Genomic DNA, 23,345 nt, shown 5'->3' on the forward strand with positions numbered 1-23,345 from the left:
CCGGCGGGGTCAGGAAAAAAATGGATCCGGACCCTCCCCTCAGGGGAAGGAGAGGGACATCTCGCGTTTTGCCTGGATATTGAGCCTGGTCGAGTAGGTCCCGGCCGAATGACCGGCACCAGATACGTCGCCGTGCGCGAGGTCGCGCAGGAGGATGTCCCTGATCACCATGCTCGCATGCACCTGGATATAGCTGCGCTGGTCGTGCGTCCACCACCGGTGCACCGGGGCGGTGAACCCGCAGTACGGGCAGGAGTAGTCGGCGCCCGAGTCCTCCTCAAAGGCATAGAGGCGGTTCGAGTTCAGTACGTTGAACGAGTTCAGGCGGGCCTTTGAGATGCGCTCAACCTCCTGTTCGTTCAGCTGCATCTTGAAGGTCCGTGCACAGGACGGGCAGGTCCTGGCAATAAACCCGTCGTCATCAAAAGGAAACGGAATACGAATGGTAATGTCGCTCATGGCATGCTCACCCCGGGGATCTCTTCCCGGCAGCGTGGGGGCGGGGATCTCTCGAGTTCCCCATTCACAATGAATCCAGAGCCAATATATACTCTTCGAAATGATGCCATGCTCTGGTGCATGGCAGATATGCATTCCAACATCTCCTCGCAAATCATAATATTTTCTCAGGATAAGGGAGGGATGCCGCACGGGTGCGGCGGAGGGGGGACAAATGGGAAAGATCGAAGAGATGGAGTCCGCAGGCGATCTCGACGGGATCGCCGATAAAGTGCGAAGCGGGGCGACGAGCGAGCGGGTCGCCGCCGCATGGAAACTGGGGGCCCACGGCGACGAAGGCGTCAGGCGCCTGATGCCGCTCCTCCTCGATGGAAGCCTCGAGGAGCGGTGGCGGGCGGCCATGGGGCTGACCAGGGCCGGCGAGAAGGCGGTCGATCCCCTGATCGGCGCCCTCGCCAGCGAACGCCCCGAGACAAGGAGCGCCGCGGCCTGGGCCCTGCAGGAGATTGGGGACCGAAAGGCCGTAAAACCGCTGATCAAGGCGCTCGAAGATTCGGAGGATTCGTGCCGCTGGATGGCGGCGGCCTGCCTGATCAGGTTCGCCGACGAAGAAGGGCTCAAGGCGCTTGAGGATGCCCTTGGAAAAGAGAGCGAGGAGGGCAGGGGGTATATCGGCCTGCTCGCGGAGGGGTCCTGAGGGGCCGCCCCGCACCTGTTTTTTATTCCGCCCCGAGCGCCTCGATCGGGTTGAGGCGTGCCGCCCGCAGCGCCGGGTACACCCCAGAGAGCAGGCAGACACCGATCCCGATCCCCATGCCGACCGGGATGTACACCAGTGTCTGCGGGGCGAAGAAGAAGGTCGTGTCCCCGAACATGAAGGAGATCAGCAGGTATCCGCCGAGCAGGCTCACCAGGGCACCGACGAACGAGCCCGCAACTCCCAGGATCACCGCCTCGTACAGGAATATCAGACTGATCTCGTGCTTCTGCACCCCGATGCTCCGCAGGATCCCGATCTCCTTGATCCGCTCGGAGACCGACATCAGCATCACGTTGAAGATGCTCACCGCCGCCACGATGAGGGAGATCCCGCCGATCGCCATCACGAAGAGGGAGATGCTCCCGAGGGCCTGGTTGACCATGTCCAGGAAGGCGCGGGAGTCCCAGACCGTCACCGTATCCTCGCGCCGGTTCATCTTGGACTCGATGCTCTCCTTCACCCGGTCGATTGCCGAGAGGTCCTTGACGACGATCTGGACCATGCTGTAGCCTTTGTCCCCGTAGATCGAGGTGAAGGTGTTTTCCGCCACGACGATGGCGTTGTCGGTCATCATCGCCCCGGAAAACCCGGACTCTTTCAGGATGCCGACGACCCGCAGACTCCGTCCGCCCTCAGAACCAAGAACGATCCGGCTCCCGACGCGCATGTCGTACTCCCTCGCCAGGGCCGGGCCGACGAGAGCGCCTTCGCCGCCGCGGACAGACACCCCCCGATCGACCTCGGCGATCTCCCCGATGTCGCCGGGGTCGAGGCCGTATACGCTTGCATACCCGTCCTCCGAGCCGACGGCGATCCGGTCGGAGCCCGACATGATCGGGATCACCGGGTTTGTCCCGGCCGAGAGTTTGATGTCCCGGAGCTGCCGCTCGGTGATCCCCTCGTCGCTCCCCGTGGTCATATACGGGTAGACGACAAGGGTGTTCGCGCCCTCCGAGAGCTGGGACGAGACAGAGAGCTGGAGGGTCGAGCCCATCATCCCCATCGCCGTGATCGCCAGCACGCCGATGACGATCCCGACGGCCGCCAGGAGAGAGCGGAGAAAGTGGAGCCTGACGTTCCGCGTCGCAAGGTCGAAGAGGATCCTGGAGAAGATCATCGGGCGATCCTCCCGTCAGAGATGGTGACGACCCGGTCGGCATATGCGGCCGTTCTGGCGTCATGGGTGACCATCACGATCGTCCGCCCCTCCTGGTGGAGATCGGCCAGCAGGTCCATGATCTGCGTCCCGGTCTTTGAGTCCAGGTTCCCGGTGGGTTCGTCGGCGAGCAGGATCCGTGGATTGTTTGCAAGCGCCCGCGCGATCGCCACCCGCTGCTGCTGCCCGCCAGAGAGTTCGGGGGGCGTGTGGGTGATCATCTCCCCCTCGAGCCCCACCTTCCGCAGGAGCTCGGCCGGGCGGCCCGAGACATCGCGGCGCCGGTGCTTCATGATCAGGGGGAGTTCGACGTTCTCGTAGGCGGTGAGCAGGGGGATGAGGTTGAACTTCTGGAAGATGAACCCGATCGCGTCCCGCCTGAGGTTGGTGAGCTCGATGTCGCTGAGATCCCGAACGTCGGTGCCGTCGATGAGGAGGCGGCCCGAGGTCGGGACGTCCAGGCAGCCGAGCTGGTTGAGAAGGGTGGACTTGCCCGAGCCCGAGGCGCCCATGATCGCCACGAACTCGCCCTCCTCGATCGAGAGCGTGACGCCGTTCAGCGCCACCACGTCCCCTGCAGGGCGGGGATAGACCTTCCTGACCTCTTCGAGTCTGATGACCGGTGCGTCCATGTGATTCTGTTATCTCCCAACATACCCGGCACGCTGCACGAAGATTATGCCTAACAGTTCTTTACCCCGGCGCCAATATACCTGACGTTCGGACCCTCAGGATAGATAGATATGCCCGGCGGAAGAGTGATCTGATCGATGTTTATCCTCTCCCACCTGGTCGCCGGCATCATCGTCGGGATCATCCTCGCGCGGGCCTTCCACGACCGCCGGGCGATCCCGGCCGCTGCCTTCGGGGCCCTCCTCCCCGACATCATCGACAAGCCCCTGGGCCATATCTTTCTCGCCAGTTCCCTGGGTTACGGGAGGATCTACTCGCACACGCTTCTCTTCCTCACCATTGCCACCCTGATCGGGATCGTGATCTTCTGGCGCTACCGCAGCATCCTCGCGCTCGCGGCGGCGGCCGGAATCGCCTCCCACCAGGTCCTGGACGCGATGTGGCGGGAGCCTGTGAACTGGCTCTATCCCATGTTCGGCCCGTTCACCAGGGGGAGCGGGGGCCGGTCCTTTTTCGACCTCGTCATGTCTGAGCTGGCCGAGCCCACCGAATGGATCCTCTTCGCCGCCGTCCTCCTCCTCGGCCTGGCGTTGCTGTACCAGGAGAGGCACGAGACGGTCAGGGCGCGGTTTGCCCCCCTGCTGGAGAAAGCCCTGCTCGTCCTGGGGATCCTTCTGCTGGCCGCGGGGCTCTGGGTCGCCGGGTGCGCCTTCCTGAATCTTTCCTGCCCCCTCACCGGGCTGCGGAGTCCTGAGGATCATCTCATCTGTGGCTTTGTGATCATGCTCGCCGGCATTGCGGCGCTCTCCTGCAGGAAACCACAGTAACGGGTCCCATTACTTCGCTAAAATGTTTGAGACAGCCATCAGAAGATCAAACCATCAACGTCCCTTCGCGTATCTTCGCGGACTATAGCGTGAGTTTTCAGCACTGGGTGTGATAGAGCCTCACGCGAAGCCGCGAAGTCCGTGTGCTGCTAAATCCGTTTTGAGTCGTCGCGCGAGACCGCATCGCTCGATGTCGGATGTCAAAATGAGCGAAGTACTGGGTCCTCTTTTCCGTCTCGAAAAACCGGTTGCGCACGGGGCCTGCCACCCCACCGAAGTGCGATAGGGGGAGATGGCAGGATTTTATTCCGGGATTATCCAGGAGAGTCTCACGCTCTAGGCGTGAAAAGACGCACAGATCCGGGGAGGAGAACGGCGCTTTATTTCTTCGCGGCCGATCGCGTCTTCGCGTGAGTTGGCGGTGTGCCGGTGACGGGGACGGTAGGCGCTCTTTCTACTCGGGTTTTTTCGTGTGTTCTCGGCCGATCGCGCGGGTCGGTCGGCACGCAGGGGACGGGAATAGGCCCGTCCGGTTTTTCCTGAGAACGGTCGGCCCACATGCTCCAGGAGCGAGGACGCAGGGAGTGTTCCTGGATATCATGTTTTAAGAAGCGTGCAGAAGAAAAAAAGAAATTTTTGGGGTTACTGCCGCTGCATGTAGATGTATGCACCGGCAGCGACAGCGATGATCACGATGATCACGATGACCCAGAGCCACGGGAAGCCGCCCTCATCAGAGGGGGTGGCCGGGGTCGTGGTCGTCGTGGCCGGAGCGGTCGTTGTCGGGGTCGTGGGCTCTGTCGTGACCGGGGTCACGATCGTCGAGTCGGAGAAGAGCCCGTAGGTGCTGAAGTGCGTGATCGAGGCGGTCACGGTGTGGTGCACGGTGTCGACGGTCGTCGGGACGCTCTCCCATTCGCCAGTCGACGGGTTGTACCACTTCACGACCAGGTTCTCGGCCTTGCCGCCGACCTTCTCCATCACTTCAGCCCATTCCTCAGCAGTCAGGGTGAAGGTCAGGTCGATCGCCGGCGAGAAGGTGGCGCCTGCAGGCGAGCACTCGACCGCATAGCCCAGGAAGGAGAAGACCGCACCGGTCGGAGCGGCCGGGACCTCGTCGCTCTCCAGGTCGGCGATGGTGATCTCGCTGACAGGCTTGCCGTCTCCGAGAAGGGCGGTCACGCCGGTGGCGAGGAAGAGGTTTGCCGTGCCTTCGTCAGAGTTGATCTGGTAGGGCTTGAGCACGCCGCCCCATGAAGAGGTCAGGAGGTCTGCCGAACCGGTCGAGGTGGTCGTCGAGACCGAGCTGCCGCCACCGCCACCGCCAGAGGGCCGCGGGGTCGGGGTTGGCGTCGGGGTCGGGGCCACAACGATCTGGTGGTAGCCGTAGGCCTGGACCGTGCCGTTCACATGCTCGGCGAGCAGGTGGACGTCGTAGGTACCGGCGAGCAGGCCGCTGGTCCCGACGGTGACGGTGGTGGTGTTCTGAGCCGCGGCGTACTTAGCCGAGTTCGGGCTCGTGTAGATGTTGCCGGCGAGCTTCTGTGTCGCCGGGATGCCGCCGTAGGTCAGGTTCGCACTGATCATATTGGGGCCGATGGTGCTGGCGTCAATGCCAGCCTGGGCGTCCCAGGTGTCGTGCCTGACCATGACTGCCGCCACACGGCGGGCAGGGGTGGTAAAGGAGACGTCGAACGAGGTCCCGAGGGTCACGGATGCCGGGACGGTGCCGACCTCGTTCATGTTCATGACCGTGAAGGGCAGCACTTCGATGATGCCGATGCGGTCGTTATCCACGCTGATGGCAGCGAGGACGTAGTCACCGGCCGGGAAGGTAAGGGCAGGAAGCGCCTGCGTGCTGAGCCGGTAGCCGGCGTTCAGGTCGGCCTGGTTGTTGGTCAGGGCCAGGGTGTCCGTGATCTTGCCTGAGGCCGCGACGGCCAGCGGGGCGCCCACGGAGACAGGCTGGGAGAAGGTACCGTCAGGGTTGACCTCGATCTTCGTGTAGCCGCCGTTGATGAAGAACCAGGCGCTCTTCTTGAAGAGGTCGTTGTAGTTAATGTTGCTGGCCGCCCTGCCCTCATCGAGCATCCTGGCGAGGTAGGACTCGTTCGCCTCGAGGATCAGGAGGTTTGCGCCGTTGATGTTGGGCGCCTGCACCTGGAAGTCAAGAACACTGGACGGGTTGTAGGTCCAGAGTTTGTTGTAGGTCTGAGCGCCGGTGTAGGTCCGGTTTGCGGTGTTGTCCACTGCCACAAAGGTGTCGGCCGTCACCTGACCAACGTGGGTCACGGAGCGGACGATCGTGCCGAAGGGCGGGAGCGGGGCCTCACGGGCGTTGTAGAAGGTGACCGAGCCCTGGGCTGCGAGGTCGATCTGGCGCATCGCCGTGAGGTTCATGTCGATGCCCGAGACCGTGCCCGTGCGAGTGGAGTTCACCCAGGCCATGTAGTTGTAGTAGAGGTGGAAAGGCACATAGGCGACGTTGCCGGCATTATCGAATGCGGCGAAGACCATCGCGCGGTTGCCGACCGGGACGGTAACACTGTCCGAACCGGCGGCGGCAGTCGAGGTGAAGAAGACCGTCTGCGTGGTGTTGTCCTTGATCTCGACACGGTCAGCGCCGGCGACGTTCCAGTTGAAGTTCAACTGTTCGCCGGCCTCAATGTAACCGTCACCGTCGGTGTCGGTGATGGTGAACGAGGTGATCACCGGCGGGACACGGTCGAGGGTGAAGGTCCACTCAAGTGAGCGGGATTCGCCGCCGACGGTGTCGGTGCCGGTGGCATTCACGGTCCAGGTGCCGTCAACGAGTGCCGGGACGGTGGCGTTCTGTGCGTAGGCGCCGTCGAAGGTCACGCCGAGCGGGATCATTGCCGGGCCCGAGAGGGTCATCGTGACCGTGGCCGGGTCGATCTGCTGGGTGAAGACCTTGATCACGGTGGGCTGCGCGTTGATGAATCCGGTGGGCTCGGGGTACGAGAACCCGACCTGCGAGACGGTGACGAACGCGCTGTTCGAACCGGTGTTGCCGGCGGCGTCGGTCGCCGTGACGTCGATGCGCACCGCTTCATAGGTCGTCCAGGTCACGCTGGTCGAGAACGTCCAGGTGCTGGGAGAAGTCTGCGTCAACGGAAGGTTGACCGTCTGGGTGGCGCCTGAGATGAGGCCGGTGAGCGTTGCCGATGGCGTACCCGTACCCATGCCGCCGACGTCAGTGACCGTGCCGGTGACGGCGAAGGTCTGGGAGACGGTGGCAGATGTGGTGATGGCGATGGCCGGGGCGACCTCGTCTAGGGTGGAGAAGGTGCCGTTGACTATGGTCGGTCCCACTACCGGATCGCCCAGGTTGTCATTGAAACCCAGACTCACCATTCCGAGTTCCGAAACACTACCATCATTTTTCAATGCCGTAAATGAGATGTCAGCAAGGTGAAGATCGCCATTGGCATATCCACCGGCAAAATTGAATCCACCCATGTCGATATAGGTCGGATTGACATTCGCAACCGACATTTGATCCATGTACACATCACTAGCGGTGACGGAGACAACTGTTGGATCAAAATACAGATAGAACTGATAGTTCCCAAGTTTCGGGTTGTAATCATTTGCCACATATATGCTGACGTTGTGCGATGTTCCCTGTGCAATGTCCGATGCACTGGTTACATTAAGCACTCCTGATCCAGCTGCGGTTGCCGCAGGGGCCAAAAGTAACGTAAGCAAGAGGGCAAAGGATAGTATCCCCAGGCAATGTTTTTGTTGTGCCATAGATAACCTCCAATACGATTTAATCAATCTTTCTTCATATAAATACTTTGGAATACGATGAACGAAACGAGGAGAGAGAGCATAACGAAGAGAGAATTTGTCGGTGATTGCAGTGGTTCTGTCATAGATGCAGAATTCACACCTATAGTCTCAGTCACATCAGTATCTATGCCCGGTGTTGTCGAGATCTGGATCGGTCCTTCGGTCAGGACCGGAATCCCTGTCTGTACCTGGGAACCTGCACCGGTTGATTCAGTCTGACATATAGGCTGGCCCCCACTCTCCTGTGTTGTTTCCACCGGGCTTTCAGGTACTGCAGTAGGTACAGCTGTTGGCGTAACATCACCAGAGATGGGCCCTGTTGTGCCCTCCCTATAGGTGGGATTTACAGTTTTAATCGGGTCTCCCATCACGTTATAAAATTCATTGACATAGACCGTTACCGTTCCCGAACCGTTCACTCCAAGCCGAATTAAAGGAACATCCCCTTTTGGAGCATCGGCAGATGTTGTTAAACCACCAATTCGTGTAATTCCCTCCTGATTCTGAACATTGATCGCCCCTGAATATGGATACATCCATTCTCCTGCTTCAAGAGAAACATCAGAGCCATATACAAGGATGATGTTAAAGGCTCCAAGACCGTATTCATCATTCTGGTCCTCTACAATGAGTACACCATCCCGAAGAACAACCTCAGTAGCTCCTGCTGAAACGATAACAAGCGCAAAAAGAAGAATCCCTGTGATTGCTGAAAAAAAAGAGGTTTTCATATGATGATCACCCAATCCATTGATAACTATTGTCCCTCAGGCCGACAGACTTCTGGGCAATGAACATCGCATCGTTCATATTGATCAGGCCGTCGCCGTTCACATCTGGATAATCATAGGTAGCCGGGGAGCGAAGGTTCACAGCACATTGGGCAGTGTACATGGCATCGTTCATTGTAATGTAACGGCCCTTAGTATCTATTTTCCCATCGGCATCTCCCCAGGCATCGCCAGTAAGCGAGATCCCGATCTCGTTCACGCCGTCCGGGGCGTCGTAGACGATCAGGGTGGCGTTGGTGGTGGTGTACGACTTGGACTGGGGGTTGTACGCAAACGTCCCGTTCCTGATCTCATAATAAGGCTCGTTTCCGACCCTGGACTCACTATCATTGAGCACCACGCCGTTCAGCGTGACCACAGGGTTATGGAACATGAACCGCTGCGGGAACTCAAGGGCAAGGCCCATCATCCCACCGTTGCCGATCAGGGTCGCCGTATAGGTGGCGTTCTCCGCAAAGCCAGCCGAAAGTTCGGGCGGCACCGACGAGACGCCGCCGAGCGAGCCCGTTCCCTGCGAGAGGATCAGCCGCGGGGTAGAGAGATCGGTCGGCATGGAGACAGTGACGTTCGTCTGGTCGTTTGCCGTCACGCTCACCGTGGTGCTGACGTTGGCGCAGCCCTCCTTCGAGACCGAGAGCGGGTAGGAGCCCGCGAGGAGGCCGGTGAAGGTGTGGCTCGATTTGACGACAGGGGCCAGGTCGCCGAGGGCGATCGTCGCCGATACCGCGGCGCCGGTCTCATTGATGACCTGCACCGCCACGTCGCCGCGGCCGGTAACGGTCAGGCTCTTCTCAGAGAGGGTGACGTTCGTCTCGTCGTAGAGGGGCCTGAACCTGAGGTGGAAGTCGAGGTCGCCCACGTTCGTCGGGGTGATGTCGAAGACATAGGTGTAGGTCGAACCACTGCGCCAGTGGTTGGGCTCGATGTAGATCGAGGTGGCGTCGGCGTTGACCGAGCTGTTAAGCACTTCGTACGAGACCGGCGCACCGTTCTGGGTGATCGTGCCGTTCGCGAAGGTGAAGCCCTCGATCGGGACCTCAATCAGCGGGGAGAGGACATCCTCGCCTGAGATGACCTGGAGGGTCAGCGCGCCGGACTCGTTCGCGACGAGCGGAGACGGGGTCGAGGTCAGGGAAACAGACGAGAAGATCGCCTGCGGTGCGGCGTCGCCGAGGAGGTCCATGTTCTCGGAGAGGACCAGGGCGTCGGAGGACGGGGCACTGCTGCCGAACATCTGGATGGTGCCGCTGTCCCTGATCGTAGAGTCGATCTCGTTGACCGGGGCGCGCTGGGAGTTCTCGACCGAGACCAGGATCGTCCCGGTACCGCCTGTCCGGTCCACGTCGACCAGGTGCTCCTTTACGGTTGAGTAGGGGACGGGATAACGCGTCTCGGTGCCGTTCGCCATCATCGCCGCCATCTGGTCGGCGGTGAGGGTGTACTCGTCCTTCGGATTGGTGGCGTCGACATTCAGGGTGCAGATGTGGGTGCCGTCGATGGAGACGTCCACCGTGCCGCTGCTGACGCTGATGGGCTGACAGTGGATCAGGGCGTCGATCGCCGCCTGGGTCGCCCAGGTGTAGCCCCAGCTGCCGCCGGACTCATACTGGTTGATGAGCCAGTTCACGCCCTTCTGGATCGTGGTATCATCCGCCTTAATGCCGGTGGCGTTCAGGGCGAGGACCGTGTAGGCGGTGCTCTCAGTCGTACGGCCGTTGCTGTACCATCCGTAGGACGAGTCGGCGTCCCAGGAGCCGTCGGCGTTCTGGTTGGCGACGAGCCACGCCGTGGCGTTCGCCTTCGCAGTGTCGATCTGGGCCTGGGTCACGTCGTCCGAGTTCGTCCCGTAGGACTGGAGGCCCCAGAGGCCGAGTGCCGTCGCCATCGCCTTGTCGCTGCTGCCGCCCCAGGATCCGTCTGCGGCCTGGTTCTGGACGAAGTAGCGGGTGGCGTTCTGCATGTTCTTTGTCATGTAGGTCGCATAGGGCTCTGAGATCGTGCCCTGCTGCCTGATCATGTCGTGGATCAGCATCACGAACCCGGTGTTCGAGGTCGGGGTCCATGCATGGCAGACACCGGCGCTCCAGGTCCAGGTGCCGCTCGACGGGTTGTCAGGGTTCAGATAGAACCACTCGACGAGTTTATCGAAGTTCACCGTGCCCGGATTGACCGTGGCATTCTTGCTGATCTTGCCGGTCAGGAGGCGGTTTAAGTCCTCACCCGACTCGTTCACCCGTGCAAGGGTGTAGGCGGCGTACGAACTCGATGAGGCCTCGGATTCGCCGTAGCCCCAGAGGCTCCAGCCGCCGTCGTCGTGCTGGCCGCGCAGGGCGCCTTTCACCAGGACGCTGATGCCGCCTTCGACCGATTCGTTCGCCCGGCTGCGGATCGAGGCGAAGTCGCTCGGCTTGTCAGGGCGGTCGAGGTAGTAGTTCTTCACGTTCAGGGAGGCGAGCATCTGCGAGGTGGTCTGCTCGACGCAGCCGTACGGGTAGCGGACCAGGTAGCCGAGGCCCGTCAGGGTGCGGCCCCGGGCGCCGGACTGGGCGGTGATGGTAGTGCGGTTGTCATAGGTGTTGTTGGTGTGGAGGGTGTTGTAGGTCATATCGAAGGTGCTGTCGCTGTCAGCGCTCACCGAGTCGACCGATTTGACCTGGATGGAGGGGATCCAGATGAGGACGTCATGAGTCGATGCTTTAGAGGCCGTTTTGCCGTTCGCCGAGGCGGTCAGGCTGATCGAACCGGCCGCAAGCGTTCCGGGCCTGGATGACCGCATCCAGTATGATACGTAGTTCCAGTATCCTCCAGACATCCACTGGGTGACGTTGGCGCCGCCCCATACCTCGACGCCGGCCGGGGCTGTGAGGTTCAGCTGGACATTTCCGCTCTCGCTCGGCTTGACGTACCAGCTCAGGTAGAACCAGTCGCCCACCGCGGCGCGGGAGTATCCGTAGACATAATCGTACACCTCAAGGGTGTAGGTCCGTGCGGTCACCGAGCGCTCAGCCGTCGTGGTCCCGACGACCGGCAGCCCGGTGTCCGAGGTCACGTTGACCTTGAGGGTGTAGGTGCCTGCCGTCGCCGGGATCCACGCTATCCGCTGGACGTCCTGGGCGTACGCCGGCAGCACAACCCCGCTCCGCTCGGTGGTGTTGACGATCGAGCCGTCGGGGGCGGTGATGGTGGTGTTGACCGTCAGCGCCGAGGTTGAAATGCCGCGCCGGTTCGTCACCGTGAAGACGGCGAAGGTCGAGGCGCCGTCAGGAACGTTCTGGCTCGCCGCACCGACGCTGGCGACGATACGGTTGATCTGCTGGGTGGTGATGGTGGCATTGTCGATCGAGGCCACCGGGATGTCGTTGCCGCTCGTCGAGTTCAGGAAACCGTAGTTGTTCACCACGGCCGAAACAGCCGTCGATTTCCCGGTGTCGTCGATAGCCCTGAAGCGCGCCGTAAAGAGATCGGCGCTGCCCGAAACGCCGCCAAGGGTGGCGTTCACCGCAGCGACGCGGATGCGCCCGCTCTGGGTGTAGACGGCGCTGTTGTTCACGTGGCCCGAGAAGAGCGGGCCGATCTGGACGTCCCCGGTTTCAAGTTCGACGACCGAAGGGTCCCAGCGCAGGTCGATATCGAACCCGCCGAGGTTCTCGACGTTCTGGACACCGACCGTCAGCGCGGCGGTATCGCCGTACGCCAGGGTGGAGGTCTGCGGCGTGACGACAATGTCGGCCGCAGATACCGATAAGACGAGGGTGAGGAGGAGGATCCCCACCATCAGGAAGTTTCGTGTTTTCATCTCTATTCACCTCACAGGATCCTGAAGTAGGGGTCCCTCAGGCCAGCATTCTTCTGGGCGATGAACATCGCATCGCCCACCTCGATGGCGGTGTTCTCATGGACGTCGGTCTGGAGGAAAGCCATCGATCCGGCGGCCGGTTTTGCCGTCAGGCCGACGACCTCACGCAGCACGCGGAGGGTGTCGGCCTGGTCGACCACGCCGTCGCCATTCGCGTCACCGTAGAGGAGCAGCACTGCGCCGCCCGCGGTCACCTCGACCGGGATCGGGTACTCGGCAGCGTCCCAGAGCTGGGCCGCAAGCCCGAACACCGTCTCATCGCCGCTCGAACCGATCGCCGAGAGGTGGATCGTCGCAACGGTCACGTTGCCCGAGATGCCGGTGGTGGTCCCGCCGTTGAAGGCGACCGTCCCGGTCCCGATGTTCTTGGCGGTCAGGGGGATCGCCCCCGAGGTCACGTCCGTGACCGTGACGACCGCCGGGTCGAAGGTGAAGGTCATCTGGTAGGCCGCGAGGTTCTCCGCACCGTTCACCACGACCGGCAGGTCATAGGTCGTGCCGGGCACGAGCACCTGCTCCTGCGGCAGTACGATTGAGGTCGACGGGTGGAGGTAGCAGTGGACCGTCCGGTTCGCCTTGTTGTTCGCAAACGTCGTCTCGTAGTCGGTGGCACCGTTCGGGTTCACCTCGAGACTGAGCGTGTAGGTGCCCGGGCTTGCCAGGAGGGTCTGGTTCCGCCAGACCGTGTAGGACTCGCCGGCGCCGAGGGCGGGAACGGCGATCGTCGCGGTCGGGCTCCCGGTGATCACGTAGGTCATCGTGGTCGCAACGGCCGGGACCTCTCCCTGGTTCGTGACCACAAGGGCGATCGGCGTTGCGGTGCCGCTCTGGATCACGATCGATGGGGTCATGATCTGCGCCGCAAGGTCGGGTGCGGTGATCCGCACCGGGTAAACCACGTTGTTGTTCGCGTAGGAGATCTCACCGATCGTGCGGTCGGGGTTCACCGTCACGTCGACGTTCGTGTTCACCGGCAGGTGATAGTCGCTGGTGTTGATGCCATAATCCGAAGCCCTGGCCTGGAAACTTGTGTGCAGGGCCTGTTTCGTCTCACCCACGGCGATGTTGCCCGAATAGGTGGTGGATTGGTCCTTGCTCCCGACCGATGCACGGACTACGATGTCCTTGTCGGTGCGGATGAAGTCAGCGGTGCCCTGGTTCGTAATATAGAGATAGAGGTCGTTGACCGCTATCGAGTCGTCGCGGTTGAGTTTCACTACGTGCGGGGCCTGGACCGAGGGGACGAAGTCGGGCAGGGCGGCGGTGGTGAGCATGAAGGCACCGTCGACACCCTGCCATACCGCTCCGCCCTTGAGCACCTCATCGTCCTTGTAGCAGGAGACGCGGTACGGGACGTAGTCAGAGAACCCGAGGGCCCCTCTGTAGAGCATCATCTCAGCCGACGGGGCGTGGAAGGTCAGGGTGACCTGGCCGTTTGTGTCGGTGTAGCCGGTCAGCACCTCGGCGTAGGGGTCGGGGTAGATGTTATCCATGTGGAGGATGTTGAGCGGGCGGACCTCGTCGTCGGAGACGCCGTAATCGAAGCTTGAAGCGCCGCCCAGGAAGAACCCGACCTTGGCGTTGCTGATCGGATTGCCGTCGTTGTCCGTGACCGTGAAGGTCACCGGCACCGTCTCGCCGGCAAGGACGTCCTTCTTCACGGTGTAGGCCACACCGGCGCCGGGCACGTCAAAGTCCTGGCTCATCCAGTTGAACGAACTGGTGCCGGGCACCAGCACGGCGGCGGAGACCTCATAGGTACCGTCCTGCGAGGGCGTGAGGTTCATCGCCCATTCGCCGGTGTAGGCGAGGGTGCTGGCAAACTCGGTTCCGAGCGAATTCCAGCCCTCGATCGGGCTCCCGGTAAAGATGCCGCGCTCGACGATCGCCTCATCGTCAGGGCCGTAGGAGTGGAGCGAGACCATGTAGGCGCCGTTGCCCTGGTAGTCGACGTCCATCCACCTGTACTCGGAGTCAGGGTAGAGTGTCCAGATCTCGGCAGCCGCCTGCTGCTCTCCGGAGAGGATGCCCGGGCGGATCCGGCTGTATGAGTCCGGATAGAACGGCATGTAATCATCAGCCCAGCCATAGGTGCTGATCCCCTCCGTGATCAGGATCGCATCTTCGAAGGTCTTCCCGGCGACGTCGAGGGTGAAGGTGCAGGTGCCGTCGGCGCCGGTGGTCTTCGTCTGGACGCCGTCTGCGGTGTAGAGCCAGACCGTCTTCCCGGCCAGGGGCGTCTCTGTTTCGGTGGTGCCGTTGCAGGTGTACACGATGGCGGTCAGGTTCGCCCCGTCGCCAGGCACCGAGCAGTAATTCTCCTGATCCCAGGTCGCCGACCAGTCGAAGTCGTAGACATTGACATAGGTGCTGTCGCCCGTGTTCAGGGAGACCGGCACCGTCGGGGTCACGCGGTGGAGGGTCCAGGGCGACATCGAACCGTAGACGACCGAGACCATGAACGAGTCATAGTAGCCTTCGAAGTTTTCGGGGTCGGCGAACTTGACGACCGCCACGTAGCAGTCCTCGGGCATCGTGAAGTCATAGATACCGATGCCGTTTCTCACCTGCACCGTCCCGACGAACTCCTCGGACTTCATGCCGCCGGTCGCCTCGATCAGGGCGGCGCCGTCCACCGGCATGCCGGCGGCGAGCGGGCCGCTGATCTCGGACGGGAGGGAGAGGATCTCGGTCTCGGTGAAGGCGGTCACGTAGACGGCATAGTCCTTCGAGGTGACCGTCCCGCCGGACCCATGGTTCCCGGCAACCGAGAGGGCGATATCGATCGAGCCTGTCGGCGGGCAGATCGCCATCTTCGGCGAGGAGAACGCCTCATACCAGACCTCATACGAGAACGAGATGGAGCCGGCGTATCGTTCGTTGATCTTGACGTCGAGGCCCCCATAGGGGTTCACGTTGAAGCCTGCAAAGTCGATCGTCGCCTCGATCACGCCGTTGGTCGGGGCCAGGGTCTCATCATAGATCTCTCCCACAGTCAGCCCGACCGGTTCGGTGTAGGCCGATCCGTCGGCCTTCAGCAGGGGGTAGCGGACTGTGACCGAACCGTTCACCGGGGCGATGAAACCCTGCGAGACGAAGAGGGGTTCGGTTACCGCAGCCCCGCCGTTGGACGGGACGTACTTGTGCTCAGAGTCGGAGAGGGTGCGACCGTCCCAGGTCATATCGGTGTAGAACGAGGCACCCGGGGGGACGGCGCTGATGCCGATGGTGGCGGTCGCCATACCGTTGGCATCGGTCACAAACGTTTCGTTGAAGATCTCGACGGGGGATGAGGCATCAAGATAGTGGACCCGGAAGTTCACCGTCTCTCCTGCCATGGGTGCACCCGCTGTGGCGTTCCAGCAGACGGAGAGCATCTTCACGTTGTTCGGGTCGACGGAGCCGTCGTATGACGACCCGCCGAAGAGTTCGGTGAGGTAGGGCAGGGGTGCGGTCCCGTGCAGCCCGCCGGTCGCCTCGACCGCGCTGTAGGCGTTGATCCTGCCTGCGCCATAGAGGTTGTTCAGCTCAGGGGTCGCCATCGCCGTGCCGTCTTCCTTGATGTGGACGGCCGTCTCCATGAGGGTCTCCTTCACCGCTCCCGGCGTCAGCGTCTCGTTACCCGCAAGCATGAGGGCGACGGTGCCGGCGACGCCCGGCGTGGCCATCGAGGTGCCGTCCATGACAGCGTACCGGCCGTTCGGGTAGGCGGAGAGGATCCCGACGCCCGGTGCCATCAGGTCGGGCTTGACGTACGGGTTCGCCCGGTTCACCGGTCCGATGGAGCTGAAGGTCGCCCGGTAGTCCATGCAGTAGTCGGTGGCGCCGACGGTGATCACGTCCTCGGCCGTGCCGGGGGTGCCGATGGTGCCGGTGCCAAAGTAGCCTGAGTTTCCGGCCGAAACCACCGCCACCACGCCGCTGTCGGCGAGGGTGTTCAGTGCGTCTTCGTAGGCGGTGTTGCCGTTGGCCTGGTAGGCAGCGGCGATCCGGGCTTCATCGAGCCAGACTATATCGTTGCCGTTGTTGGTGATCTCAACGGTCCAGAAACCGTTCCAGTTCCCGCTGTTGTTCACGTACGGCGCCTTGAACGTCACCTTGTTCGACAGATGGTCGAAACCGTCCCAGTCGATGTAACCGCCGGTGGCGGCCGACATGCCAGGAGCGTACAGGGCCATCGAGAGATTGGCCGGTTCGGGCTCATACGGGGAGATCCCCACAGCCATGCCCATCTCAGGGAGCGTGTAGCCGCCGACGACGAACTGGGGTTCATACAGGCCGCCATCATAGCCGATGTTCCCTCCGACTTCGAGCGTCAGGCTGACCGTCTCGCCGGGCCAGATCTCAATGGGCGTCGTATTCTTGTCCAGATAATACGACCCGACGCTGAGGGAGATCACGTCGGCCCCGTTCTCGACCGACCACTCGATCCCCTTGAGGATGGCGCTGGTAGTACCGGAACCTGCCGAGTTCAGCACCTTCGCGCCGATCAGGTCGGCACCGGGGGCGACGCCCAGGAGAACATTGTACTCGCCGCTATACGACGAGACGACGACCTCGCCGCCGGCAGCCGTGCCGGCGCAGTGGGTGCCGTGGCCGTTGTCGTCGTAGGCCGAGGTGTTGTCAGAATTGACAAAATCGGCGAAGGCCTTCACGCGGCCGCCGAAGGCCGGGTGCGAACCGTCGATGCCGGTGTCCACGACGGCGATCGTCACGCCTTCGCCCTGGTTCCCGGCGTTCCAGACGGCCGGGGTCTCGATCCAGTCGAGGTGCCAGGGGAGCATGAACTCCTCGCTGCTCCGGATGTACTGGGCATCGACTGCGTCAGAGACCTCATAGACCGGGTCGTCCACCTGCATCTGCATATCTGGCTCGACATGGTCGACACCGGGCAGGAGGGCGATCCGTTCGATCGTCGCCTCGTCTGCCTCGACCCGGATCGCGTTCACGATCCAGAACTGCTCGGCAGACTGCGCAGTGGCTCGATCGATCGCACTGATCGACGAGAGCACCGTGGCCTGGCTTGATGCAGCCTGTGCTTTCATCATCGCATATGATGTACCGCTGTCCGGCTGGTCCTTGAGCACCACGAGATACGGCATCCGATCGTCTGTCCCGACAACGGATCCGCCAGGTGCTCCGGCGGCTGCAAAGCCGACCAGTACCAGCAATAGAAAAATAGTCAGAATACTCCGCGAAGTAACGCGCGTCAACAATATCACCTCTGGGGATAGATAGATAAATGCGTCAATTCTGATTTAAATATTCCGGATTCTGGGGTTTTTGCCAGATAGAAAATAATATATAATGCAATGATTTGAACCCGGATATTCGGGAAAAACGAGAGAGATCCACCAGCAGAGTCCACAAAAGAGATATAGTATCCACCAAGAGTAGTGTGCATGAAAGAGCCCAGAATCGGGCGGTTGCTTGCAGTGATCCTGGGGCTGATCGCAGTCGTCGCCCCGATCGCCGCCGCCACCGTCACCATCGCGCCGGACACGATCCAGGAAGGCACGCCGATCACCGTCTCGGTCAAAGGCCTCCCTGACGAGAGTACCTTTATGATCAGGGTCGAGGCCTCGATCCCCCTCGACAGCAGCGGAAAATATTCTCTGAGCACCAATAACCTTCAGATGCCCTTCGCCCTCACCGGCGGCCAGATTGATATCCGGGCCGAGAACGTGAAGACGGCGAACTTCAGCGCGCGGATGGGCGGTCGGGCCGTGACAATCTTCGGCGATGCTGAAAACGGGCTCGTGACCATAAACCAGCCAGGGGACATCCCACAGGGGCTCATCACCTATATCACCCTCGAAGGATCGGGCGCCGATGGAGCGGGAGCCGTTACGTCCTCCATGGACCTCAGTGGCAAGAAGGTCGGAGCCACCGATGCGGACGTCACCTTCACCGTGAACGGCTTCGGCAGCGGCAGTGTCAACGTGAAGGTCTATGTGGACGGCAGCCTGGTCGCCACCGTCCCGGCCTCGACGCCCACGACGACAGTGCCGGGCGGTTCCTCCTCTGGCGGCGAAACGACCACAACCCCGGCCGCGGACGAAACCCTGACCGTCTCCTCCCTCGACGACCTGGCCGTCCTGACCTTTGAGCGCGGTGCACTCTCGGGCGCCGGCGCCGACGACCTCACCGTGATGGTGAGCAACCGGGCCGTGCCTGAGGGCTGGACGGCCCTCGCCGGACCGTTTGCGATCCTGCCGTCAGACGCAACCTTTAATCCCTCCGCGGACTTCAGCATCACGATGACCGCGGACGGGAAGGACACCTCGGTGCCGTACACCATACTCGGCTACACCGGGGGGACCTGGAAGCCCCTGCAGAGCCGGATCGACGGCGACACCATCTCCACCTCGATCGCCGCGGCAGGAGAGTACGCTCTGGTCATGCCCCGCGAAGAGACGACGACGGCAGTGACGACAGGAGCGACCACCGCCCCGACCGGGACGACGACGACCGTAGCAGCCGCAGAGACGACCGAACCGGCGACGACCCCCGTGGCAACGCCCCTCTCCCTCCTGTGCGCCCTTGGTGGTGTTGCAGCCGCCGGTCTGCTGTATAGAAAACTGCCCTGAATTTTTTTTGTGATGCCATGAGCGAAGACAAGCCCGCGATCGTTGAGGCCCTGGAACCCGGGGCCGTGCCAAAGGATCTCGTCGCCATCGCCCTCTGGACGGTGGCGACAGTGCTCTGCGTCTATCTTCCGGTGCTGAACACGAGCGTCCTGCGGGTGGTCTTCGGCCTGCCCATGGTCCTCTTCATTCCGGGCTACGCCCTGATCGCCGCCCTCTTCCCGGCAAAAGACGATCTCGACGGCATCGAGCGGGTCGCCCTCTCCTTCGGGCTATCGATCGCTGTCGTCCCCCTGATCGGGCTTGCCCTCAACTACACACCCTGGGGGATCAGGCTCGATCCGATCCTCACCGCCCTGGTAATCTTCACCTTTGCGATGATCGCCGCCGCACACTGGCGGCGGGTCATGCTCCCGCAGGAAAAACGTTTTTTCGTTCCGTTCGCCAGCATGGCGGCGGAGGCGCGATCAGAACTCTTCCCGGCTGAAAGTTCGAGGCTCGACCGGGCGCTCTCGGTCGTCCTGATCGTCGCCATCGCGGCCGCCATTGTCACCACGGTCTACGTGATCGTCGTCCCGAAAGAGGGCGAGCATTTCACCGAGTTCTACATCCTGGGATCAGGCGGGAAGGCCGCCGACTACCCGACCGACTTTTTTGCCGGGACCGAGCAGTCCCTGATCATCGGGGTCGGTAACCACGAGTACAGGAACGTCACCTACACCGTCGAGGTGCTGCTCACCGACCAGACCTTCGATACGGCGACAAACACTTCCACGGTAAACAAAATGGAGCGTATCGGGAGGTTCTCCCTTGAGATCCCCCACAACACCACGGTCGAAGAGCCGTACTCCTTCTCCATCGAGAGGACCGACATGAACCGGCTCCAGTTCCTCCTTTTCAACGAGACCATCCCCTCAGACGCCGTCTGGGGCGAGGATAGGATCGAGGCGAGCTACCGGGACCTCCACCTCTGGGTCCGGGTCAGGCCGCCTGTTCAATAATGATCTGCAGACCGTCCCCTGAGGGCACCGCCGAGGCGATCCTGCAGGGGGCGGCCAGACCCTCTGCGGCGACGCAGGCGGCAAGGCTGCAGATCGGGCACCCGACCATCGTGCAGCACTTCGGCGATGCTTTTCTAACCGCCTGACACCCTTTGAGGAGCGTGAAGTTCCTGAGGTCGATGACGAGGTTCTCGCCCTCGAACCGTGCGGTCACCGGCCCGGCCACCTCGAGGACGTTCCCGAAGATTTCGACGATCGCCTCGCAGAGCTGCTCCCGGTCTGAGGGAATCTCGAGGGAGCAGGAGCGTTTGAGGTGGTCGAGAAGCGGGGCGGCAAGGGGGGCCATGACGACGGCGGCGCCGTCTGCGGCGGTCACGTAGGAATATCCTGCAGGCAGGGAAGAGGGGACGTTCGCCCCGGCAGGGACGACCTCGACGACAGTGCCGTCTTCGCCCGGCGGCATGAACAGGGCATCGCCCTGGACGCCAAGGTCGGCGATGAGGGTGGCGATCCCCACCGTTCCCTGCACCGGGAGCAGGGCGGCGACTGCCGGGTCCATCGGCTCGCCTTTATACAGGGCAAGGAGAAACACGCCGGCGATAAAGGAGCCGAAGCCGGCAAGCACCAGGGTGGCGCTCGTCAGGTCGCCCCGGCCGGTCAGGGTCGCCACGATGAGGGCGGCGGCGGCGGCGCCCAGGAGGAGGAACGCTGCAAGATAGGTATCGTTCAGGTCTGACAACTTCATGGTTCACCTTTCTGTGAGGTCCATACGAGCCTGTACCACAGCACCGCCAGCACACCCACCCCGGCGAGGGCCGCGGCGAGCAGGAGGGCAAGCGGGAGGGGGACGTGGCGCAGCCCGGCCATGGGAATGAAGAGGAGGGCGGCGACGGTAAAGAGAACATAGGCCCGGCGGTCTCGCGGGGTTTTCAGGAGGTCGAGGTCGCCCTCGACCCACGCAAGAAGGACGAGCATGATCGCCGCCGTCCAGAGGAGCGAGGAGAGGCCGGCAGCGACGGCGACGAGCGAGCCCGCGGTGAGATGCGAGTACCACTGCCATGAGTGCAGGGGGGAGAGGAAGACCACCGCACAGAAGACACCGACCGCCGCCACGCCGGCCAGCCCCGAGACGCCGGAGAAGGCCGAAGCAAGGCCGAGAAGCGCCACCGCCAGTGCCGGATATCGTCCGTCCACGCTAGACCTCCTCCACCGTTGCAGCCTCATGGGCCGCCAGCATCCGCCCGACGGCTCCGGCGCCTGCAGGGCCTGAGGCGCGGACGGTGACCGGCATCCCCTGCCGCTGCGCTTCCTGGACGACCTGGACGATATGACTCAGGTCGCCCAGCGCCGTCGTGTACAGCAGGACCGAGGCGGCCCCGGAGGAACGCATCGCTCGCGCCACCTGCTGCCTGAAGATGACGGGAACGCCGTCCCCGCCGAATGCGGATATGGTGCTGGAGAGAGATTCGCCGAACCCGCCGGGATCCGCGCCTTCCCGTCTGAGAGCGCGGATCCGGGCTCTCGCCATCGCCGGATCGAGATACCTGTAGAGGTGGACCGAACGTTCGACCGGGCGGATCCCGGCGAGAGTCTGGAAGAGTTCTTTCTCGCCGGCGCCCGGCGGGATATATGTGACGATATCGCCCCCTGAAAGGATCAGGAGTGGACAGGAGCCGAACTTCGTGAACGATCCCTGCACCGCCCCGTTCACCGCCAGGGCATAGCGGTCGAAGAGGTCCCTTTCAGGGGCATCGTGCCGGTCGGGCAGGTCCACGACGATAAATGGCCTCCCACCGGAGAGCCCCTCGGCCTCCCTGACGTACATCTCCCCGTACTTCGCAGAGAGCTTCCAGTCCACCAGGTCAAGGCTGTCGCCGGTGATATACTCCCGGTAGCCGCGCGTTTCCTGACCCTTGAGAAGGCGCAGGGATCCGCCCTCTTCATCGCCCGAACCGTGGCCCTTTCCTCTGCCGGAGAGAGGCAGGACCTGCGGAGTGACACGGAGAGCCGGGTTTTTCAGGGCAGACTTTCGCAGGGAGAGCGTGGCCGAGAAGAAGGGATCCTTTGCCACAAGCCCGATCCCGCCAAAGGAGGTGTCGCCGGCGGCCATAACCCTGAACGAGTGCCTGAGGACGACACGGCCGGGCCCGACCACCCGGGACTTCTGCTCGCTTGCAGCCACCGCCACCCCCGGGATCAGGTCTTCCACCTCCACCGCAAGAGCGGTCCCGGGATCGTAGGAGACATTTGTCTCCACCGCGAGCAGCGATCCCTGCCGGACGATACGCTTGCCGACAGCCCGTTCAACCGAAATGGTGGCGGCAAGGTGGGAGATGCCATGGAGAAAGACCGCTCCTCTGAAAACGAGGAAAAAAAGAACCGTTCCAGCGGCCAAAAGCCCTGCGAGGTCATCGAAGATGAGGGCATACGCAGCGAGGGCGACGGCAAGGACGGCCCCGCCTTCAGCCGCAGGGCTGGGCTTCACAGATCAGGACACCTCGACGGAGTTCAGGATCTCCTCGACGACCGTGTTCACCGAGATCTGCCCGATGATCGCATCACGCTCCATCAGGAGGCGGTGGCGGAGCACGGGCATGGCAAGCGTCTTGACGTCGTCGGGGAGGACATACGGCCGGCCGTCCATCGCGGCCCTGACCTTTGCGCCCCGCAGGAGGGCAAGCGAGGCGCGGGAGCTCGCCCCGAGACGAACGTCCCCATGGGACCGCGTCGCCGCAACGAGGTCGGCGATATACCTGAGCACCGCCTCATCGACATGGACCTGACGGACGACGCCGATCATCTCCCCGATATCCTCCGGGCTCAGCAGGGCAGGGAGGGACTCCTCAAAGTCGGTCCAGCTCAGCCCGCCGCCATTGTCGCGCCTGATAATTTCGAGTTCGTCCTCGACATTGAGATGGTCGAGCGGGATGCTGTACATAAAACGGTCGCGCTGAGCTTCCACCAGGGAAAACGTCCCCTCGAACTCGTAGGGGTTCTGGGTGGCGATCACGAAGAACGGTTTTGGGAGCGGGTAGGTGTTCCCGTCGATCGTTGCCTGGTGCTCGCTCATCGACTCCAGGAGCGCCGACTGGGTCTTCGGGGTCAGCCGGTTGATCTCGTCCACAAGGACGAAGTTCGAGAAGATAGGCCCCTTCTGGAGTATGAACTGATTTTCACGGGCGACATAGATGCGGACACCGATGATGTCGGCGGGCTGGACGTCCACCGCACCCTGGATCCGCTTGAAGGAGTACGAGAGGAGTTTCGCCATGATCTTCGAGACCGTGGTCTTCGCCGTTCCGGGCACCCCCTCGATGAGCACCGCACCGTCGGAGAGGACGCCGGTGAAGATCAGGTCGATCAGGGGCCTGTTCCCGACCACAAACCGTTGCGTGGTCTCCAGCACCTCATGATAGGCATCGGCAATATAACTTACATCGAGGTCTGTCGCATCCATGT

15 protein-coding genes are annotated in these 23,345 nt (G+C 62.4%); 4 read left to right on the plus strand and 11 right to left on the minus strand.

The genetic code is table 11. The annotated features are described in order from the left end of the window. Positions 1 to 39 precede the first annotated feature (39 nt). Positions 40 to 459 (minus strand): hypothetical protein, encoded by a 420-nt coding sequence (locus tag METLI_RS11345; protein ID WP_048103847.1) that lies wholly within the window; start codon positions 457 to 459, stop codon positions 40 to 42. A 214-nt stretch (positions 460 to 673) separates the two neighbouring features. On the opposite strand from METLI_RS11345, the gene METLI_RS11350 reads away from it, so the two are divergent. Further along, positions 674 to 1,156, plus strand: a complete 483-nt coding sequence (locus tag METLI_RS11350) for a HEAT repeat domain-containing protein (RefSeq protein WP_004040563.1) — start codon at positions 674 to 676, stop codon at positions 1,154 to 1,156. A gap of 22 nt (positions 1,157 to 1,178) precedes the next feature. Here METLI_RS11350 and METLI_RS11355 read toward each other — a convergent pair whose 3' ends face one another. Both METLI_RS11355 and METLI_RS11360 read right to left on the minus strand, forming a co-directional pair. Next, a complete protein-coding gene (locus METLI_RS11355; protein WP_004040566.1) occupies positions 1,179 to 2,336 on the minus strand; it encodes an ABC transporter permease in 1,158 nt (385 codons plus the stop codon). Further along, positions 2,333 to 3,007: an ABC transporter ATP-binding protein gene (locus METLI_RS11360; protein WP_004040567.1), complete on the minus strand. Its 675-nt coding sequence runs from the start codon at positions 3,005 to 3,007 to the stop codon at positions 2,333 to 2,335. Before METLI_RS11360 ends, METLI_RS11355 begins: the two co-directional genes overlap by 4 nt. A gap of 138 nt (positions 3,008 to 3,145) precedes the next feature. Between METLI_RS11360 and METLI_RS11365 the strand changes: the two genes are divergently transcribed. Further along, positions 3,146 to 3,835, plus strand: a complete 690-nt coding sequence (locus tag METLI_RS11365) for a metal-dependent hydrolase (RefSeq protein ID WP_004040570.1) — start codon at positions 3,146 to 3,148, stop codon at positions 3,833 to 3,835. Positions 3,836 to 4,477: 642 nt separating this feature from the next. On the opposite strand, the gene METLI_RS11370 is transcribed toward METLI_RS11365, so the two are convergent. The 4 genes from METLI_RS11370 to METLI_RS11380 form a co-directional block, all read right to left on the minus strand. Continuing rightward, positions 4,478 to 7,210, minus strand: a complete 2,733-nt coding sequence (locus METLI_RS11370) for an Ig-like domain-containing protein (RefSeq protein ID WP_048103848.1) — start codon at positions 7,208 to 7,210, stop codon at positions 4,478 to 4,480. Positions 7,211 to 7,632: 422 nt separating this feature from the next. Beyond that, positions 7,633 to 8,382: a hypothetical protein gene (locus METLI_RS13250; protein WP_004040591.1), complete on the minus strand. Its 750-nt coding sequence runs from the start codon at positions 8,380 to 8,382 to the stop codon at positions 7,633 to 7,635. Between the two features lie 7 nt (positions 8,383 to 8,389). Beyond that, entirely contained in the window at positions 8,390 to 12,238 is a 3,849-nt protein-coding gene (locus METLI_RS11375; protein WP_004040593.1) for a PEGA domain-containing protein, read from the minus strand. Positions 12,239 to 12,249: 11 nt separating this feature from the next. Next, positions 12,250 to 17,469, minus strand: a complete 5,220-nt coding sequence (locus METLI_RS11380; protein WP_157203277.1) for a S8 family serine peptidase — start codon at positions 17,467 to 17,469, stop codon at positions 12,250 to 12,252. Positions 17,470 to 17,700: 231 nt separating this feature from the next. Here METLI_RS11380 and METLI_RS11385 point away from each other — a divergent pair, with 231 nt between their 5' ends. Next, entirely contained in the window at positions 17,701 to 18,888 is a 1,188-nt protein-coding gene (locus tag METLI_RS11385) for a hypothetical protein (protein WP_004040595.1), read from the plus strand. A 17-nt stretch (positions 18,889 to 18,905) separates the two neighbouring features. Continuing rightward, positions 18,906 to 19,886: a DUF1616 domain-containing protein gene (locus METLI_RS11390; RefSeq protein ID WP_004040596.1), complete on the plus strand. Its 981-nt coding sequence runs from the start codon at positions 18,906 to 18,908 to the stop codon at positions 19,884 to 19,886. Here the strand turns inward: METLI_RS11390 and METLI_RS11395 are convergent. From METLI_RS11395 to METLI_RS11410, 4 genes are read right to left on the minus strand one after another with little or no spacing between them, the layout of a single operon-like run. Next, complete coding sequence (locus METLI_RS11395) at positions 19,867 to 20,631, minus strand: hypothetical protein (protein WP_004040597.1); 765 nt, start codon at positions 20,629 to 20,631, stop codon at positions 19,867 to 19,869. The two genes, METLI_RS11390 and METLI_RS11395, sit on opposite strands and share 20 nt — an antisense overlap. Next, positions 20,628 to 21,080 (minus strand): hypothetical protein, encoded by a 453-nt coding sequence (locus METLI_RS11400; protein WP_004040598.1) that lies wholly within the window; start codon positions 21,078 to 21,080, stop codon positions 20,628 to 20,630. Before METLI_RS11400 ends, METLI_RS11395 begins: the two co-directional genes overlap by 4 nt. Before the next feature lies 1 nt (position 21,081). Then, positions 21,082 to 22,371, minus strand: a complete 1,290-nt coding sequence (locus tag METLI_RS11405; RefSeq protein ID WP_004040599.1) for a DUF58 domain-containing protein — start codon at positions 22,369 to 22,371, stop codon at positions 21,082 to 21,084. Between the two features lie 3 nt (positions 22,372 to 22,374). After that, positions 22,375 to 23,343: an AAA family ATPase gene (locus tag METLI_RS11410; RefSeq protein WP_004040600.1), complete on the minus strand. Its 969-nt coding sequence runs from the start codon at positions 23,341 to 23,343 to the stop codon at positions 22,375 to 22,377. Positions 23,344 to 23,345 lie beyond the last annotated feature (2 nt).

It is taken from the genome of Methanofollis liminatans DSM 4140 (assembly GCF_000275865.1).
Taxonomy (GTDB): domain Archaea; phylum Halobacteriota; class Methanomicrobia; order Methanomicrobiales; family Methanofollaceae; genus Methanofollis; species Methanofollis liminatans.